Here is a 17,386-nt window from a genome sequence, read left to right as displayed (position 1 = left end):
TAAGTGCATTGAGGTGTTGCTATTATGAATGATATATTAAGATATTCAAAAGATATCTGCGAATTAGAAGATATGATAAACACTATCAAATTGGAAAAGAATAGACTTTTTAATTTGGTGAATGATTTGGCAAATTTTTTGGATAATAATAAAGTAAGGTATCAAAGCTTTAATACGTATATAAAATTACTAGAAGAGTTGGTTATGTTCACTAAATGGTGTAATTCTAATAAATATAGTGAAGACGAAGTTAATTTACATGTCAATAATATTGCATTATGTATGGAAGAATTTTTATATGAATTGAAGGGTAAATATAGATATAATTTTATATTTAAAATAGATGATAGACTAGACTTTTTAGACGGATTTAAAGATTATAATAATATGAATAATAATTATATTGGCAACAAAATTTTCAATATAGTAATTTGCTATGAAAAAGATATAGAGAAATACAAGAGTGAGGAGAAATACAATTATGTTATTCCTTATGAATATATAAGCAAGCATTTGTTTGAAACATTTACTGAGAAGTATTATTTAAATTACCAATCATATTTTTTGAAAAATAGTATAGATAGGTCAAAAAAAAGTGATATCGAATCAATTTCAGTAGGTTTGTCATATGGTATGTTTGGAATAGATGAAAGAGTTTTAAAAGAAAATTGTAAAAATTTATGTCTAAGTAGCCAAGATTTATTTTATTCCTATATGATTTCAAAAGATATAATTGAAGATAATCTTTCAGTGAAAAAATGCTATATATGTTTAGGATATTATTCTTTATATTTTGATTTATCAAAAAGTGTAAATGAAAGAAGTAAGATTGAAAATGTTTATTATCCAATAACACATGAAAAACATAATTATGTAGAATGTAAATCTAAAGATATTTTTGATTTAAGTTTTATTGAGGATTGTGTGTTAAGATGTATAATTAAATCTATTGATCTCCAAATGCATTTTTATAGAATTATATATGAATGTGGAAATGAAGTGTATTTTAATGAATTCAATAATAGAAAATCTAATATACTACCAGATGGAGTGGAATTTAGGAATATAAATTTAAATACCAATATTGAATATGGTAAAATTAGAGCTAATCAACATAATCAGTTAATAAAATATTATAAAACAAGAAAAGAAAATATAGAGATATTAGAGAGTTTTATTAAATATTTAAATAGTAAAAGTATATTAACAAACATAATAATACTTCCTTGTACTAAGTATTATACAAATTATATAGATGAAAATTTTCAAGTTGATCTTTATAATGTCCTTGATTGTATTAAGAAAAAAGGCTTTAAGTTTAAGGTGCTAGATTTAAGTTATGATTCAGAATTTGATGATAATGATTTTATTGATTATGATCATCTAAGTGAATTAGGAGCTATAAAAGCCACAGAAAAAATATATGATATGGAATTTACTAAATTATATTAAAGATTAGTGGAAACTTTCCGAAAATACTTAAGGTAGCTTAGATAATTAGCTACCTATTTTCAATATAGAAGATAAATGTATAGTGATTAAAGACTATTTAGGAGGAATTATTTATGAAGATATCTTTAGCTATGATAGCTAAAAATGAAGAGGAAGTTTTAACAGAATGTATTAATAGTGTTAAAGATATTGTGGATGAAGTTGTATTGGTAGATACTGGCTCAGAAGATAACACTATGAGTATAGCTAAAGAAATGGGAGTTAAGTTATATGAGTTTAAATGGCAGGATGATTTTTCATTAGCGAGAAATTTTGCTGCTGAAAAATGTAGTGGTGATTGGATATTAGTTTTAGATGCTGATGAAATAGTTGAATTTGGAAGTAGAGAAACTTTAATAGAATTTGCAACTAATAATCCTAATAGTATAGGGAAGATAGAAATTTATAGTAAATTTATGGATGGTAATGAAATAAATTTTTCTAAAGAGTATGTATCTAGGTTTTATCCTAAAGGGATACTTTATAAAGGAGGTATTCACGAACAGTTAGAAACAAACAGATGTCGTATTAATATGGAATTTAAGGTAAATCATAGTGGATATTTTAAGAGAGATAAATCAGAGAGAAATTTACGACTTTTACTTAAAGAGTCAGAAAATAATCCTACAGATCATTATATACTATATCAAATAGCGAGAACTTTGCATGTAGCTAAAAGGTATTTAGAAGCAGATGAATATTTTGAAAAATATTATAAACTTACTAAAGGTGAGTATGCATATACAAGAAATTTTATAACTTTATATATATATAATACATTAAACACAGAAAAATTTTCTGTTGGACTAAGTATTATTGAAGAATATAGAGAAAAGTATTTTAATAATACAGACTTTAATTTTGCTTGTGGGATATTTTATATGAATTTGATTTTATCGGATGTCAGTTCTTATGGTCAACATCTTTATCTTATAGAGAAATCTTATTTACGATGTTTAGAAATTGGAGAAGATTTAGAAGATACTGTAGTAGGGCTTGGAACATTTAAGGCAGCATATAATTTAGGTGTGTATTATGAGACTACAGGGGATATAGATAATGCACTATATTACTATAATTTATCTGCAACATATGGATATAGACTAGCCATAGAAAGAATAGATAATATTGATGTCTAGTACATAATTAATTGTAAAATAGAATAATAATTTATTTGTTAATCTAAACTCTATTAAGATTTTTTAAATAAAAACGATAATTATACTATAAAATTTAAAGCAAGTGAGGAAAATTAAATGAATAATTGTAATAAAGAACTAGTTGAATTATTAAGCACTATGGATGAATATATAAATTATGGTAAGGAGAGATTAGAGAGTTCTAAATTTAATGAAGAATTTAATGATGGAATGAATGCTTTTATAGAAGGTTTCATTATGGCAGAAAAAGTAATACAAGCACATTCTGGAAAACTGAATGAAATAACATTAAAAGAAAAGAATAAGCTCGCTGAAGGATTGGAGTTAAGTATAGAGAAAATTAATGGCAAACAAGAATATTATTTAAATGAGTATTCAAAAAATATCATAGAACCATTTATAAATTGGAAAAATTTAATATTAAATAATATTGAGTTATCATCTTAACTATAAATTAAATTTAAAAATGTTTAATTAACAGGAAAGATAAAGGTAGATTATGGAAGAAAATAGAATTGAAGATATAAAAAGGAAAATAGAAAATTTAATTAATAATAATTATTGTAATGAAGCTATAGAGTTATTAAAGAAGTTAATTGAGTCTTTGCCACAGGATACAGATTTATATTCTATGTATACCGTATCATTATCTATGTTAGGAAGGTTTGAAGAGGCAATAGATATATGTAAAAAAGGGTTAGAAGTAGAATTAGATAATTTCGATTTAAACTATAATTTAGCTTATATATATGAATCTATGGGTGAATATTCAAAAGCTCTTTCTTTATATAATACATCTATCACATATTGTAATGATGAAAAATTAATAGAATCAATTAAAGAGATGACAAAAAATATACATTATACAAGAAAAGTAAGTGAATGTGATAAAATTATAGTATTTGTAAAAAAAAATATGGACTCTTTTTTGGGAGACATTATAAATGGATTAGAAAAAGAGTTTATAGTTGTAAAGGTTGTAGTTAACAATTATAATCAAATTGACTTAGGGATGGAATGGGCTGATATATGTTGGTTTGAGTGGTGTGACGAACTTATAGAGTATGGAAGTAGACATAGATTAGCTGAGGAAAAGAAGTTAATTTGCAGATTACATAGTTATGAGGCTTTTACGAATTATATTCTAAATATAAATTGGGATAATGTTGATAAAATTATATTTGTTGCACATCATATTAAAGAGCATGCATTGAGCAAAATTGATATAGATTTATCTAAAGTTGAGGTCATTCATAATGGAGTTGATGTCAATAAATATAATCTCATAGAAAGAAATCCAGGATTTAATATTGCTTATGTTGGATATATAAATTATAAAAAGGGTCCTATGCTGCTATTGCATACTTTTAAGGCTATATATGATAAAGATAATAGATATAAGCTTCATATAGCAGGGGATTTTCAAGATGAAAGGTATATTTTATATTTTGACCAAAAGATAAAAGAATTTGGTCTGGAAAATAATGTTATTTACCATGGATGGCAAGATAATATTTCAAAATGGCTAGAAGATAAAAATTATATTATATGTACTAGTGTGTTAGAGGGTAATCCGGTTGGATTGATGGAAGCGATGTCTAGAGGAATAAAACCTATAATTCATAGTTTTGTAGGAGCAAAGCAATTATACCCTGAAGAATATATATGGGACACTATAGATGAAGCAGTTAACATAGTTCTTAAAGGTGACTATGATTCTAATAAGTATAGAAGTTATATAGAAAAGAATTTTAGCATAGAACTTCAATTGGAAAAAATAAAGAAGGTGATTGAGAGTATGATTTTAAAAAAAAATATAGATGATTCATATATAAAGGGTATTAATGCAATTAATTTTCATAGTTATTTATCAGGTGATAAGTTTTCATCAGGATTAAAAGTATATGTAGAAAATAATAATATGAAAATTGTTGATAGAATGTCTTATTTAGTAGAAGTTTGTAAAAATAAAAATGTAATACATTTAGGATGTGCAGATCATTTAGAGTTAATCGATTCTAAAAGACAAAACAATTTATGGTTACATGATTTATTAACTAATGTTTCTCAAAAATGTATTGGGTTTGATATAAATGAAGAAGCAATAGATTATATAAATAAAGAGCTAAAAATTTCTAATGTATTTTATGAAAATATTATAAGCAAGAAATGTGATATGATATGTAATAGCAATTGGGATATCATGGTGATTGGTGAAATTTTAGAACATGTAAATAATCCAGTTGAATTTTTGAGCAAAATTAAAACCTTATATAAAGGCTCTTTGCAAAAGTTGGTTATAACTGTACCAAATGCATTAAGGTTAGAAAATTATATATTTTCTCAGAGTGGTTACGAATGTATAAATTCTGATCACAGATATTGGTTTACGCCATATACAATTAGTAAGGTAGTATATGAATCAGGTTTAAAAGTAGAAGAAATATTTATGACTACCGGATATAAAGTGGAGGATGAAAATATTAAAAACGTTCTTATGAAAAATAATATTTTAATGGATACTATAGCGGTAATTGTTAAATTATAATGTTGTATTTTAAATTATGTAATTTGGCCTATTGACCTCATGATTGAAGTATAAAATAATATACTGACTTCTATATGATTGAAAAGAAGGATGGTTAAATAATGTGCTTATACTTATATTTGTAAAAAAAGGTAATATAGTAAATTTGAATAAAAGATAAATTAAGAATAAGCTATGGATTTTATGAATCTCTTACTCATTGTGAAAATATATAGTTACTATGTGGTATGATACCACACCCGACATTCATTAAGAGGTGATAATTTTGCATTATAAACTAAACACAGTATATTTTAGTGCTACAGATACAACTAAGAAAGTAATATCTGGTATAGAAGAAGGATTTTCACAAGCTATGAATCTAAAGGAAAATATAAACAATATTGATTTTACATTGCAAAAAGCATTAATGGCTAAAAATAGCTGTTAATGCTTTTTAAAAATCATAAAGTTATTATTATAAATATCGATAATTTAAGTAATTTTAAATATATATTACTAAAATTTTGTGACAGGGGGGATTAAATTTATGAAAAGCTTAAAATGGAAAATAACTACTATTATTCTTACTATTATTATAATTATTTCGTTGTCTATGATGTTTATGGGACTTTTCAAGTCATTTAACGTTACTAAAAATATTATCAACAAGCAGTACGAAGAAACAATAAATTCAGGGTATAATATGTTGGAGATTTATCTTAGGAAGCAGTTTGGAACATTAAGTCTTAATAGTGAAGGAAAACTAGCAGACTCTTCTGGTAAGCCAATTGATGGAAGATTTGAGTATATTGATGAATTAGCAGAGGGTTCTAACATTGTTGCCACTGTTTTTGCTAAGTCGGGCGATGACTATGTAAGAGTTTTGACTACAATTAGAGATGAAAAAGGAGACCGAATTATTGGAACAAAATTGGATTCCAATGGGGAAGCCTACAAAGAGATTTCAAATGGAAATGCATATTTGGGTGATGCTGATATTTTAGGTGAAAAGTATATGACAAAGTACGCTCCTATTATAGGAGATAATAAAGAAGTTATAGGTATTTATTATGTTGGGAAATCTATAGAATCTATTATGGATATATATAATGAAGGGGTAGTATCTACACTTAAATCAGTAGTTATAATAATTATTATTGGATTACTTATATCTATTGCTATAAGCTATGGCTTAGGACTATCAATTACAAAACCTATAGTTGCTTTAACTACGACTATAAAAAAACAATCAAATCTAGATTTTAAACTTGATGAAAAAGATGAGGTATTAAAATATATAAAAAGAAAAAACGAAATAGGTATAATGGTAAGTTCTCTTAAGATTATGGAGAAAAATGTAAGAGAGTTTGTTTTAAAAACTTCAGAAGGTGCAGAAAAGGTAGTTGCAACTTCGCAGGAATTAACAGCAACATCAGAGCAATCAGCTATAGCTTCTGAAGAGATATCAAGAACTATAGAAAATATAGCTAGTGGAGCAAGTAGCCAAGCTCAAGATACAGGGGAAGCAGCTTTAAGTGTAGAAGAAATGGGCAATTTATTAGAAGAAAATAAAGAATATACAAAGGAAGTAAATAAAGCTGCAAAAGATATAGAAAAAGAAAAAGAAGAAGGCTTTATTATATTAAAAGATTTGGTATCAAAAACGGAAGAAAGTAATAATGCTTCTAAAGATGTATATGAAATTATAATAAGTAATAATGAAAGTGCAGAAAAAATAGAAAAGGCAAGTTCAATGATTCAATCCATATCTGCACAAACAAATCTTCTTGCTTTAAATGCAGCTATTGAAGCAGCAAGAGCTGGTGAGCATGGAAGAGGTTTTGCAGTAGTAGCGGAAGAAATAAGAAAACTTGCAGAAGAATCTAATAATTTTACAGGAGAAATTAAAACTGTAATGGAAGAATTAAAATTAAAATCTGAAAATGCAGTAAATAGAATGCAAGAAGTGAAAAGCATAATAGATTTACAATCTGAAAGCGTAGAGAAAACAGAAGAAAAATTTCATAGGATAGCAAATTCTATAGAAATAACTAATAATGTTATAGGCAAGCTTAATGAATCAGCAGAAAAAATGAATGAAAATAAAGAAAAGCTTGTAGATCTAATGCAAAATTTATCAGCAATAGCGGAAGAAAATGCGGCTGGAACTGAGGAAGCTTCAGCAGCCATAGAAGAACAATCAGCAAGTATAGAAGAAATAGCAAATGGCAGCGAAGGATTAGTAAACATTATAGATGAGCTACAAGGTATTATTAATAAATTTACAGTTTAGTTAAGGAGTCTGGCCCCACAGTAACTAAAGTATATTCACTACACTTCGATAATAAGAATATAAAAAGTTTGGTGGGGATTTTGCCCACATAGGGAGTGAGATAATGAGATTAAGTAGAAATATGGCCTCTGTAAGGATATTAAATAGTTATACTAAAAATTTAGCAGCTCAATCTAAGTCTTATAGTAGTATTAGCTCAGGACTTAAAATACAGACTTATAGAGACAATCCTAATGCTAAGGCTAAGAGCGAAAAGTTGAAGTTAGAGATTAGAGGGCTTCAAATGGCTACTAGAAACATTCAAGATAGTGTAAGTCTTATGCAAACTATGGATGGTGGTATGCAAAATATAAGTGAGTCTTTACAAAGGGCTAGAGAACTTATGGTTCAAGCTGGAGGAGCTACTACGGAGGAAGATAGAGCCATTATTCAAAAGGAAATAGACCAAAATCTAGAACATATAACTTTTACCGCTAATAATACAGAAATGAATGGTGTAAAGCTGTTAGCAGATAAAAATAATCCAGGTGATACAGTTGATCTACTTATTGGAGCAACTAGTGGAGAAGTAATTAAACTACCAACACGTAATTTTACATCTTCAGGATTAGGACTTGTGAATGTTGATGGTAGCAATAAGATAAGTGTGGACAACATAGATGATAGTTTAAATCGCTTAGATGATGCCATAAATAAGTTGAATTCTGGAAGAGGAAAGTATGGAGCTCTAAGTAATAGAATGGAGTCTACAGTGGATTATGCCAATGAAATATCTGGTAAAATCGAGGGAGCAGAAGCTATCATTACTGGAACTGATGTAGCATTTGAAATGATTGAGTATTCTAAAAACTCAATTCTGGTAGAATCTGGTATGGCGATGATGGCTCAAACGAACCAATTTCCAAAGGATATTTTGCAAATATTAAGCAATGTATACCCTAATAAATAAAAAAAGTAATTTCATGTAGCAAATAAGGAATTTTAAGCAAAAAATAAATAATTTTAAGTATAAATGTTGAATGAAAGAAAAATATAGTATATAATGCAAATATGTGAAAAATTTAATACGCAAAACTCACGAAAGTTAGTGACGCAAAGCTATAGGGGCTAAGCCTTAGGGGATGCCAGCCAGTTGCCAAAGAGTAAGTACACTTTTTGTTTTAGGTATTATAGAAGTAAATAATACTTTTATTCTAACCTTTTGTAATTTAAAGCTACTCTTTTTGAGTAGCTTTTTATTGTGTGAAATTTCTGATTTTTCATAAGAATTGCAATAAATTTTATGGAGTATATTATATTGTAAACATTTACTAGATTTGTGTTTTACAATTAATATTTATATAAGGTTATATGCAACCAATATTATTTGAAGTTTATCAGTATATGTTTTACTAATGATGAAATTTGTAGAATTATTTCTATTAAAAGTAAGGTTAAAGTATGTAAGAATAAATAATAATTCATGTAACTAACAAAAAAAGAAGGGAATTTAAAGTTTATGTCTAATTTATAAACGATAAGTATGTTCTTATAGGATGTGGAGGTATAAAATGTCGCAAAATGAAGTATATGGGTTGCTAAAAAAATCTATGAACGTAACCGTAGAGGCTAATAAGGTTATTGCTAATAATATAGCAAATGTAAATATGAAAGATTATAAAAGGTATTATGTTCCCTTTGAACAGGTTATGGAAGAGTCAACAGCTAGTGGTAAGTTAAAAATTACAAATGAAAAACATATAGGAATGAGAAGTAAGGATGTACAAGTTAAAAGAGATGACAGTACGTCTATGAGAGAAGATGGAAATAACGTGGATATTGAAACTGAAATGACAAGTCAAGCTTCTAATACCATGATGTATGAATCGTTAGTTAGATTTGCCAGTGGAAAAATAAACAGTACAAGTAGAGTTATAAAAGGAGGGAACTAAAAATGGAGGCATTTAGGGGGTTAAGAATTTCAGCTAGTGGGCTTACAGCAGAAAGATTAAGAATGGACACTATATCATCTAATATTGTTAATGCTGGGACTACTAGAGGAGAAGATGGAAAACCCTATGTAAGAAAAATAGCTGTGTTTCAAGAAAATTTAAAGGAAGCTTACAATAGAAGCACTGGAAAAGTAGAGAATAAGCTAAATGGCATTAAAGCAGTAGGCATTGTAGATGATGAATCAGAGCTTACTAAAGTATATAATCCAAGTCATCCAGATGCTGATGAAGAAGGATTTGTAACTATGCCTAATGTAAATATCTCAAATGAAATGGTAGAGTTAATTGCATCAAGTAGAGCTTATGAAGCAAATGTCAATGCAATGAATGCACAAAAGAGTATGTTTTTAAAAACTTTAGAAATAGGTAAATAATAGGATAGGAGTAGTACTTTATGATAAACAGTTACATACCAAACGCAACAATCTTTCAAAATGAATTACAACAAATTTATGGGGTAAAAGAAAGGGATACTGAGGAGAATAGCTCTTCAAATGGCACAGGTTTTGCAGTTATAATGAAGGATGAGTTACAAAAAGTGAACGATTTGCAGGTGGAAGCAGATAATAATATAAAAGGATATATTGCTGGAGAAAAAAGTATCAATGAAGTAGTGTTAGCCACAGAAGAAGCATCTATGTCCTTAGAGCTTGCTATTCAAATAAGAAATAAGCTGGTTGATGCTTATAAGGAATTTAATAATATGCAAGTATAATGGAGGTAAGGATTAGATGAGTAAGCTATCGGAGCTAATGAAGAAGATAAAAGATAAGTGGAATTCCATGTCGAAAACTAGAAAGATAGCTTTAGTGATAATTTCAGTAGTGACAGTTTTAGCAATAGGAACCCTACTTTATGTATCACTTAAACCAAAGTATACAGTTTTATTTTCAAATATGGATTCCCAAGATTCAGGAAAGATTATAGCCAATTTAGAAGGCAAAGGAACTAAGTACAAAATAGAAGGAAATTCAATCTTAGTTGAAAAGTCTCAAGTAGACAAGTTGAGAATGGAAATGCTGTCAGAGGTGCAAATAACAGAAGGAAGTCAAGGATTTGAACTTTTTGATAAAGGTAGCATAGGAGCTACAGATGAAGAGTCAAGAATAATGTATCAAAGAGCACTTTCTGGAGAATTAGAAAGAACTATAAAGGGATTTGAGGAAGTTGAAGCAGCAAAGGTAAATTTAGTTTTACCTAACAACTCAGCCTTTGTAACTAAACCAGCTCCTGCCAGTGCTTCAGTAACAGTAAAGTTAGTGCCAGGAAATGAACTTTCACCAGAACAAGTTAAGGCTATTGTGCACCTAGTAACAGGCAGTGTGGAAAACTTAGATAAGGAAGATGTTACAATAGTATCAGACAATTTAAAGTTATTAACAGAAGGTTTATTTGATAATGAAAAAGGAACTCAGGCTACTAGCACAGAAAACCAAATTGATTCAACTAAAAAAGTTGAAAAAGAATATGAAAAGAAAATTTTAAATGTACTAGAGCCAATTTACAAAGATAATGTGAAAGTATCTGTAAATGCAGAGCTTAACTTTGATGCTGTAAAGCAGAATAATGTTACATATGATCCGAAGACTTCGGCGGTAGTAAGTGAACATATCATTAAAGATAATAGTAAAGATACTGAAAATACTTCTGGAAGTACTGTAGATAACAATATGACTAATGCACAAGATGCAGAAAAAAATACTGAAAAAGCAGGTTATTCTGAAGAAACTAGAAACTTTAATAATTCTAAAAGTGAAGAAACAGTGGTAAAAGCTCCAGGGCAAGTGGAGAGAATTACCACATCTGTAGTTGTTAATGGAGATATAGATAATGCTACTAAAAATACTATAAAAAATTTAGTTTCTGATGCCATTGGTTTCGATAAAGATCGAGGTGATGGAATTTCAGTTGAAAGTTTAGATTTTAATGATGATTATAAAACTCAAGCAGAAGAAGAAATTAACGCTATGAAGGAAGCAGAAGCAAAATCTAGAAGGATTAAGCTTATTGCTTTAGGAGCAGGAGCGGTTATAGCACTTATACTTATTATTGTATTTATTTCTATTCTTAGAAATAAGAGAAAAGAAGAAGACGAAGAAGATGAAGAGGCTATAGAAGGACTAGATGTAGTTATAGGAGATGAAACTTTAGAAACAGTGGCAGATTTATATAAAGATTTAAATTTAGAAGCAGAAACTGAAAGAGAAAAAGTCATGAAAGAAGTTAAAAAATATGCAGAAAAGAAACCAGAACAGGTAGCTGATATTATAAAATCATGGATGACTGATGAAGAAGGGAGATAGTAATGGCTAAAACAGAAAAATTTACCGGCATTCAAAAAGCAGCAATATTATTTATCTCTTTGGGACCAGATGCATCTGCAGCAATAATAAAAAGATTAAATGAAAGAGATATACAAAAGGTAACCTATGAGATTGCTAATATGTCATCGGTTAAAGCTGAAGACAGACAAGCTGTTTTGGATGAGTTTATGGAATTAAATAAGGCTAAAGATTATATTCTTGAAGGTGGAGTAGAGTATGCTAGAAGCGTTTTATCTAAAGCTTTAGGGACTCAAAAGGCCAATGATATTTTAGATAGAGTTACAGAGTTTTCACAGCAGTTTAGACCGTTTTCTATTGCTAGAAAAGCTGATGCAACTCAGCTTATGAATGTAATTTCAGGAGAACATCCTCAAACTATAGCATTAATACTTTGTCATTTACAGCCGGATAAAGCAGGTCAGATAATGTCCGCACTTCCATCTGAATTGCAGAGTGAAGTTGCTTTTAGAGTTGCTACCATGAGTAACATATATCCGATAGTAGTGAAGGAAATTGAAGAGGTATTAAATAGTAAGTTATCTTCAGTAGTTACTAGTGAAAGCACTGTCATAGGAGGAGTTCAATCTTTAGTTAACATACTTAACCAAGTTGATAGGACTACAGAGAAAAATATTACAGAAGGTCTTGAAAGAGAAGATATGGAACTTGCAGATAAAGTTAAGGAATCTATGTTTGTATTTGAAGATATTATCACTATCAATGATGTGGAAATTCAAAGAATTTTACGTGAGGTTGATAATAAGGAGCTTTGTATGGCTCTAAAGGGTACTTCAGAACAAGTGATAGAAACTATATCAAGAAACCTTTCAAAACGTGCAGCAGCTACATTAAAGGAAGATATGGAATTCTTAGGACCTGTAAGACTTATGGATGTTGAAAAAGCTCAACAAAAAATTGTTGCATTAATTAGAAGACTAGATGAAGCTGGAGAAATAACAATTGTAAGAGGTGGAGACGATGCACTCATCTTATAGGGTAATTAAAAGTGTTAATGTATGTGAAAGCGGAACGAAGGTAATAGATACAGACTTTTATATAGAGCCAGCTCCTATAATAGAGGAGACCTTGGATTTAGAGAATTCTAGCCCCCTAAATATGGAGGAGTATCTAAAGCTAAAGAAAAAGGGTGAAGAAATAGTTAAAAATGCCAGTATAGAAGCTGAAGATATTCTTGCCAATGCAAAGGGAAAAGTAGAAGAAATCATATATGAAGCCAAGGAAAATGGATTTAATAAGGGTTATGAAGAAGGCCATGGCATTGGTTATAAAGAGGGTTATGATAAGGCTTATGATGAAGGTGTAAAAAAGGGTGAAGAAATAATTCAAAATGCAAATTTTATTCTTTATCAAGCTAAGGAAGAGTATGATAAATTTCTTAAGTCTAAGGAAATGGGCATTAGAAAAATTATTATAAATGCCGTAGAAAATATGCTCAAGAAGGAATTGGAGAATAAGGATGCACTAAATGAATTACTATTCGATATCCTATCCGAAGAGAAGAATGCTAAGATGATAATTATAAGAGTATCAACTAACTATTTAGAAAAAATAGAGGCCAAAATAGAAGAATTCAAACATAGTATAGGCATCAGAGGAGAAATAGTAGTTTTACAAGATAATTATTTAGAAGATGGAACCCTAGTTGTTGATAAGGATGATGGAAAAACAACCTTTACTATTAAGGGAAGCATAGAGAAACTAAAGGAAATTCTCATGGAAGCATAGAGGAAGATGGTATTATGATTAATTTGAATATAGAAGACATCGATAAAAATATTAATAAAACAAATTTTAATCATATGGAAGGCGTAGTTAAAAACATAATTGGTCTTACCATTGAAGTAAAAGGAGTTAAGGGGTTTGTAGGAGAGATTTTCCATATATATAATGAAGAAAATAATACTATAGTCTGTGAAGTAGTAGGGTTTAAAGATGGCAATTTAATTCTTATGCCCCTTGGAAACCTAATAGGCATATCGCCAGGATGCAGAGTAGAGAGAACAGGAAAGCAGCTAAGTATAAAGTGTTCAGATGAACTTTTAGGAAGAGTTTTAGATGGAATTGGCAATCCTTTAGATGAAAAGGAATTAACTCTTTATAAGAATTATCCTTTGGAAGCTATGCCACCAGACCCATTGAAGAGAAGAAGGATCAAAGAAATCCTTCCTACAGGGGTAAGAGCCATTGATGGATTTCTTACTTGTGGTGAAGGACAAAGGATTGGTATCTTTGCTGGTTCAGGGGTAGGAAAAAGTACTACCCTTGGAATGATTGCCAGGGAAGCAAAGGCTGATGTAAATGTGATATCCCTAATAGGTGAAAGAGGGAGAGAGGTTTTAGATTTCATAGAAAAAGATCTAGGACCAGAAGGGTTAAAAAAATCTGTAGTAGTATGTGCTACTTCTGATCAACCAGCCCTTGTCAGGCTAAAGGGGGCATTTACAGCCACAGCTATTGCAGAATACTTTAGAGATAAAGGGTTAAAGGTTATTCTTATGATGGACTCAGTGACCCGTTTTGCTATGGCACAAAGGGAGATTGGTCTTGCTATAGGAGAGCCTCCAGCTACTAAAGGATATACTCCTTCGGTTTTTGCAATGTTACCAAAACTTCTTGAACGTAGTGGAATGTCTGACAAAGGATCTATTACAGCTTTTTATACTGTACTAGTTGATGGAGATGACTTTAATGAGCCCATCGCAGATGCAGTAAGAGGTATTTTAGATGGACATATTGTATTAAGTCGTGACCTAGCTACTAAAAATCATTATCCAGCTATTGATGTGCTTAAGAGCGTATCTAGGCTTATGCCAGAAATTGCTGAGGAAATTCATATAAAGGCAGCTTCTCTTGCTAGAGATTTAATGGCATCTTACAAAGACGCGGAAGATTTAATAAATCTAGGAGCCTATGTAAAGGGAAGTAATTCCAAAATAGATATGGCCATTGAGTATATAGATAGTATAAATGGATTTTTAACTCAAGAAATAAAAGAAGCTTGTGAACTTGAAGAAAGTAAAGATATGCTTATTAATATGTTTAAATAAAGGTGGTGTAGACTTTGGGACAAATTTATAAATTTAAATTGCAAAGGTTGTTGGACATAAGAGAGAAAGAAGAAGACAGTAGAAAAATAGTTTTTATGGAAGCTCTAAGGGAAAAGAACAGGGTAGAAGCAGAGCTTGAAGGTCTAGAAAATAACTTCCAAAGATATTCTACTGTGAATAATAACATGAGTGTAACTGAAAGAAAAATTCAGCATCATTATTTGAATCTATTAAATAGTACTATTAGCATAACAAAAGAAAAACTTAAAACTGATGAAGAAAGGGTAGAAACTACGAGAAAAGAGTTAGTTACTGCTCAAGTAAACAAAAAGATAGTAGGGATATTAAAAGATAAGGATCGAGCAGCATTTATAAAGGAAGAAAATAGGATAGAGCAAATTCATAATGATGAATTTGCACTGTATGGATTTTTACGTGAAGGCGGGAGGCGATAAATTTGATGGAAATGGCACAAGTTAGTGTTGGAAATGACCTGTATAAAGGTAGTGGTATTGGTGAAAAAGTTAAAAAGTCTGAAGGAAATAATAATAAATATTTTAATGATGAATTTTCAAAGGAACTTAAAAACTACAGTAAAAACTATGAAAAGTATAAAACCGAAACTAAATCAGTAACTTCTAATGAACAGGGAAAAGTTAAAGAGCCTTCTAAGGATTACATAGTGAACTCTGAGGAAGTTGATCAAGGTGAAGAATTGAATACCTCAGAAAACATGCAGTCACTAATAAATTATATTTTAGCTCTTTTGAATAAGGAGAATACCGCTAACGCTGAATTAGATTCAACTAATATTATCAGTGAAACTGAAGCTAAAGGGGAAATTCAATCTTTATTAGAGATTTTAGGAAGTGAAAAAAAGGCAAACAATTTATTAGAACTATTAAATGAAGTATCACTAGATAGTGATAAGAAAAATAAACTTACAGAGTTACTCACTTTAATTAATGATGATTTCACAGATTTAAAAAGTAATAGAGAAGCTCTCATGAAATTACTGACATCAGAGGAAGGTATAGAGGCTGATGACCTAGTAAGTCAGTTGCAGAAAATAGTTTCAATGAAGGATGTTAATAAAGACGATGTTTCTTTAAATATACCTATAAGAATAGGTATGGAAGCTGAAGTTATAGATAAAAGTAGGGTAGTAGCTGGAGCTGAAGACAATAAAGAAAGTAATGGTACAGATAGTAAGTTTTCAAAAGAAACAGCTATTTTGAACAAAGTAATTAATGGTGAAGAGAAGGACTCAAAGGTTACAAGAGCTACTGATTTTATGTCATCATTTGAAAATAGTTTACTGAAATCTGGCGAAGTATCTAGTGATAAGCCTATAGCTATTACAAAGAGTGAGCTAAATAATGATGTAATAAAAGCTTTATCATATATGGATAAGAATGGTGTTAAAGATTTAACTGTAAAAATTTATCCTAAAGAATTAGGTGAAATATCGATATCTGTAAGTATGGAGCAAGGTGCTTTGAAAGCAATGATTAAGGCTACGTCAAAGGAAACGGTAGAGATGCTAGCTTTAGGACTTAAGGATATAAATGAAAAGTTAAATGGAAATAACATAAAAATACAATCAGTAAATATAGGACTATATGAAGAGGATACTACCTATTTTACTCATGGAAATAGCCAGGGTAAAGCTTATGAAAATGGTGGACAAGGTAGTAGTGAAAGTGGTAGACAAGGATCTCATGGGGATATAGTTGAAGAGGATGTTATACCTGAAGCTAAAGGTAAAGCTTCTAATGAAATAGATTTACTAGTTTAGGAGATGATGAAATGCCAATATCAACCCATAATACAAAAGTAACATCAGAAGTTTTAGGAAATAAAACGGAAAATGGTACACCTATTGTAAAACCAGGGGCAGAGTTCGACAAAAACTCTTTCTTTAAAATATTAGCTGCAGAGCTTTCTAATCAGGATCCAACCCAAGCTCAAGACACTACTGCTTACATCTCACAGTTAGCACAATTTACAACCCTTGAACAGATGAGTTCATTAAATTCTACAATGACTCTTTCTTCAGCACAAGGATTAACTGGAAAATTTGTGGCTTTAGATGCTTTAGATTCTAAAGGAGTTCCTCAGTGTGGGGTAGTTAGAGCTGTATATAAATACGGGGGAGACGTATATGTAACAGTAGAAGGTGTGGATGGAAAATATACAGATTATAAATATAGTCAAGTTACAGATGTTATTGATTCTGGAGATCCGAACATGGATAACTTAACCTTCTCTAATGCAGTAACATTGATGGGTAAGATTGTTGAAATAGCATTACCATCAGATACAACGGAAGAGAAACCAGAGGGGGATGGAAAGAAAGAGAAAGAAGAGAAAACTAAGTCTATTACAGGTAAAGTTGTAGAAGTATATAGGGATGCAGAAGGCATTAAACTTAAGGTTGAAGTTGAGGTTGATGGTAAAACTGAAATTAAAGATTACTTATTTGACTCTGTAATTGGAGTAAAAGGCTAATAAAATTATAGTAAAAAA

At 29.8% G+C, this 17,386-nt stretch carries 17 protein-coding genes and 1 riboswitch; all 17 genes read left to right on the top strand.

What is annotated here, in order from left to right; all coding sequences use genetic code 11:
- The first annotated feature begins 24 nt into the window (after positions 1–24).
- The 17 genes from ABDZ93_RS03550 (at position 25) to ABDZ93_RS03470 (ending at position 17,368) form a co-directional block, all read left to right on the top strand.
- The gene (locus ABDZ93_RS03550) at positions 25–1,452 is read left to right on the top strand and encodes a hypothetical protein (RefSeq protein WP_343823696.1); all 1,428 of its coding nucleotides are present in this window, start codon (positions 25–27) and stop codon (positions 1,450–1,452) included.
- Positions 1,453–1,565: 113 nt separating this feature from the next.
- The gene (locus ABDZ93_RS03545; protein WP_343823694.1) at positions 1,566–2,630 is read left to right on the top strand and encodes a glycosyltransferase family 2 protein; all 1,065 of its coding nucleotides are present in this window, start codon (positions 1,566–1,568) and stop codon (positions 2,628–2,630) included.
- A gap of 117 nt (positions 2,631–2,747) precedes the next feature.
- Positions 2,748–3,098, top strand: a complete 351-nt coding sequence (locus ABDZ93_RS03540) for a hypothetical protein (RefSeq protein WP_343823692.1) — start codon at positions 2,748–2,750, stop codon at positions 3,096–3,098.
- 52 nt (positions 3,099–3,150) lie between these two features.
- Positions 3,151–5,199 (top strand): glycosyltransferase, encoded by a 2,049-nt coding sequence (locus tag ABDZ93_RS03535; RefSeq protein ID WP_343823690.1) that lies wholly within the window; start codon positions 3,151–3,153, stop codon positions 5,197–5,199.
- 265 nt (positions 5,200–5,464) lie between these two features.
- Positions 5,465–5,629, top strand: a complete 165-nt coding sequence (locus tag ABDZ93_RS03530) for a hypothetical protein (RefSeq protein WP_343823688.1) — start codon at positions 5,465–5,467, stop codon at positions 5,627–5,629.
- Positions 5,630–5,728: 99 nt separating this feature from the next.
- The gene (locus ABDZ93_RS03525; protein ID WP_343823686.1) at positions 5,729–7,474 is read left to right on the top strand and encodes a methyl-accepting chemotaxis protein; all 1,746 of its coding nucleotides are present in this window, start codon (positions 5,729–5,731) and stop codon (positions 7,472–7,474) included.
- A gap of 103 nt (positions 7,475–7,577) precedes the next feature.
- Entirely contained in the window at positions 7,578–8,423 is an 846-nt protein-coding gene (locus ABDZ93_RS03520) for a flagellin N-terminal helical domain-containing protein (RefSeq protein WP_343823684.1), read from the top strand.
- A 108-nt stretch (positions 8,424–8,531) separates the two neighbouring features.
- A riboswitch (cyclic di-GMP riboswitch) is annotated at positions 8,532–8,614 on the top strand.
- 410 nt (positions 8,615–9,024) lie between these two features.
- Complete coding sequence (gene flgB, locus ABDZ93_RS03515) at positions 9,025–9,405, top strand: flagellar basal body rod protein FlgB (protein WP_343823682.1); 381 nt, start codon at positions 9,025–9,027, stop codon at positions 9,403–9,405.
- 2 nt (positions 9,406–9,407) lie between these two features.
- On the top strand, positions 9,408–9,839 hold the full coding sequence (flgC, locus tag ABDZ93_RS03510; RefSeq protein ID WP_343823680.1) for a flagellar basal body rod protein FlgC: 432 nt from the start codon (positions 9,408–9,410) through the stop codon (positions 9,837–9,839).
- A 20-nt stretch (positions 9,840–9,859) separates the two neighbouring features.
- Entirely contained in the window at positions 9,860–10,180 is a 321-nt protein-coding gene (gene fliE / locus ABDZ93_RS03505) for a flagellar hook-basal body complex protein FliE (RefSeq protein ID WP_343823678.1), read from the top strand.
- Positions 10,181–10,196: 16 nt separating this feature from the next.
- Positions 10,197–11,768: a flagellar basal-body MS-ring/collar protein FliF gene (fliF, locus tag ABDZ93_RS03500; RefSeq protein WP_343823676.1), complete on the top strand. Its 1,572-nt coding sequence runs from the start codon at positions 10,197–10,199 to the stop codon at positions 11,766–11,768.
- Positions 11,769–11,770: 2 nt separating this feature from the next.
- Complete coding sequence (fliG, locus tag ABDZ93_RS03495) at positions 11,771–12,784, top strand: flagellar motor switch protein FliG (protein WP_343823674.1); 1,014 nt, start codon at positions 11,771–11,773, stop codon at positions 12,782–12,784.
- A complete protein-coding gene (locus ABDZ93_RS03490; RefSeq protein WP_343823672.1) occupies positions 12,768–13,535 on the top strand; it encodes a FliH/SctL family protein in 768 nt (255 codons plus the stop codon). Before fliG ends, ABDZ93_RS03490 begins: the two co-directional genes overlap by 17 nt.
- A 14-nt stretch (positions 13,536–13,549) precedes the next feature.
- On the top strand, positions 13,550–14,857 hold the full coding sequence (gene fliI / locus ABDZ93_RS03485) for a flagellar protein export ATPase FliI (protein ID WP_343823669.1): 1,308 nt from the start codon (positions 13,550–13,552) through the stop codon (positions 14,855–14,857).
- Positions 14,858–14,871: 14 nt separating this feature from the next.
- Positions 14,872–15,312, top strand: a complete 441-nt coding sequence (gene fliJ, locus ABDZ93_RS03480; RefSeq protein WP_343823667.1) for a flagellar export protein FliJ — start codon at positions 14,872–14,874, stop codon at positions 15,310–15,312.
- A 5-nt stretch (positions 15,313–15,317) separates the two neighbouring features.
- Positions 15,318–16,655, top strand: coding sequence for a flagellar hook-length control protein FliK (locus ABDZ93_RS03475; RefSeq protein WP_343824520.1), 1,338 nt, complete (start codon positions 15,318–15,320; stop codon positions 16,653–16,655).
- Positions 16,656–16,666: 11 nt separating this feature from the next.
- Positions 16,667–17,368, top strand: coding sequence for a flagellar hook capping FlgD N-terminal domain-containing protein (locus ABDZ93_RS03470; RefSeq protein WP_343823665.1), 702 nt, complete (start codon positions 16,667–16,669; stop codon positions 17,366–17,368).
- The last annotated feature ends 18 nt before the right edge of the window (positions 17,369–17,386 follow it).

Source organism: Clostridium subterminale (assembly GCF_039521425.1).
In the GTDB taxonomy this organism is placed as follows: Bacteria; Bacillota; Clostridia; order Clostridiales; family Clostridiaceae; genus Clostridium_J; species Clostridium_J subterminale.
The sequence above is the reverse complement of the archived record's forward strand: the minus strand, read 5'-3'. Positions and strand labels throughout refer to the sequence as shown.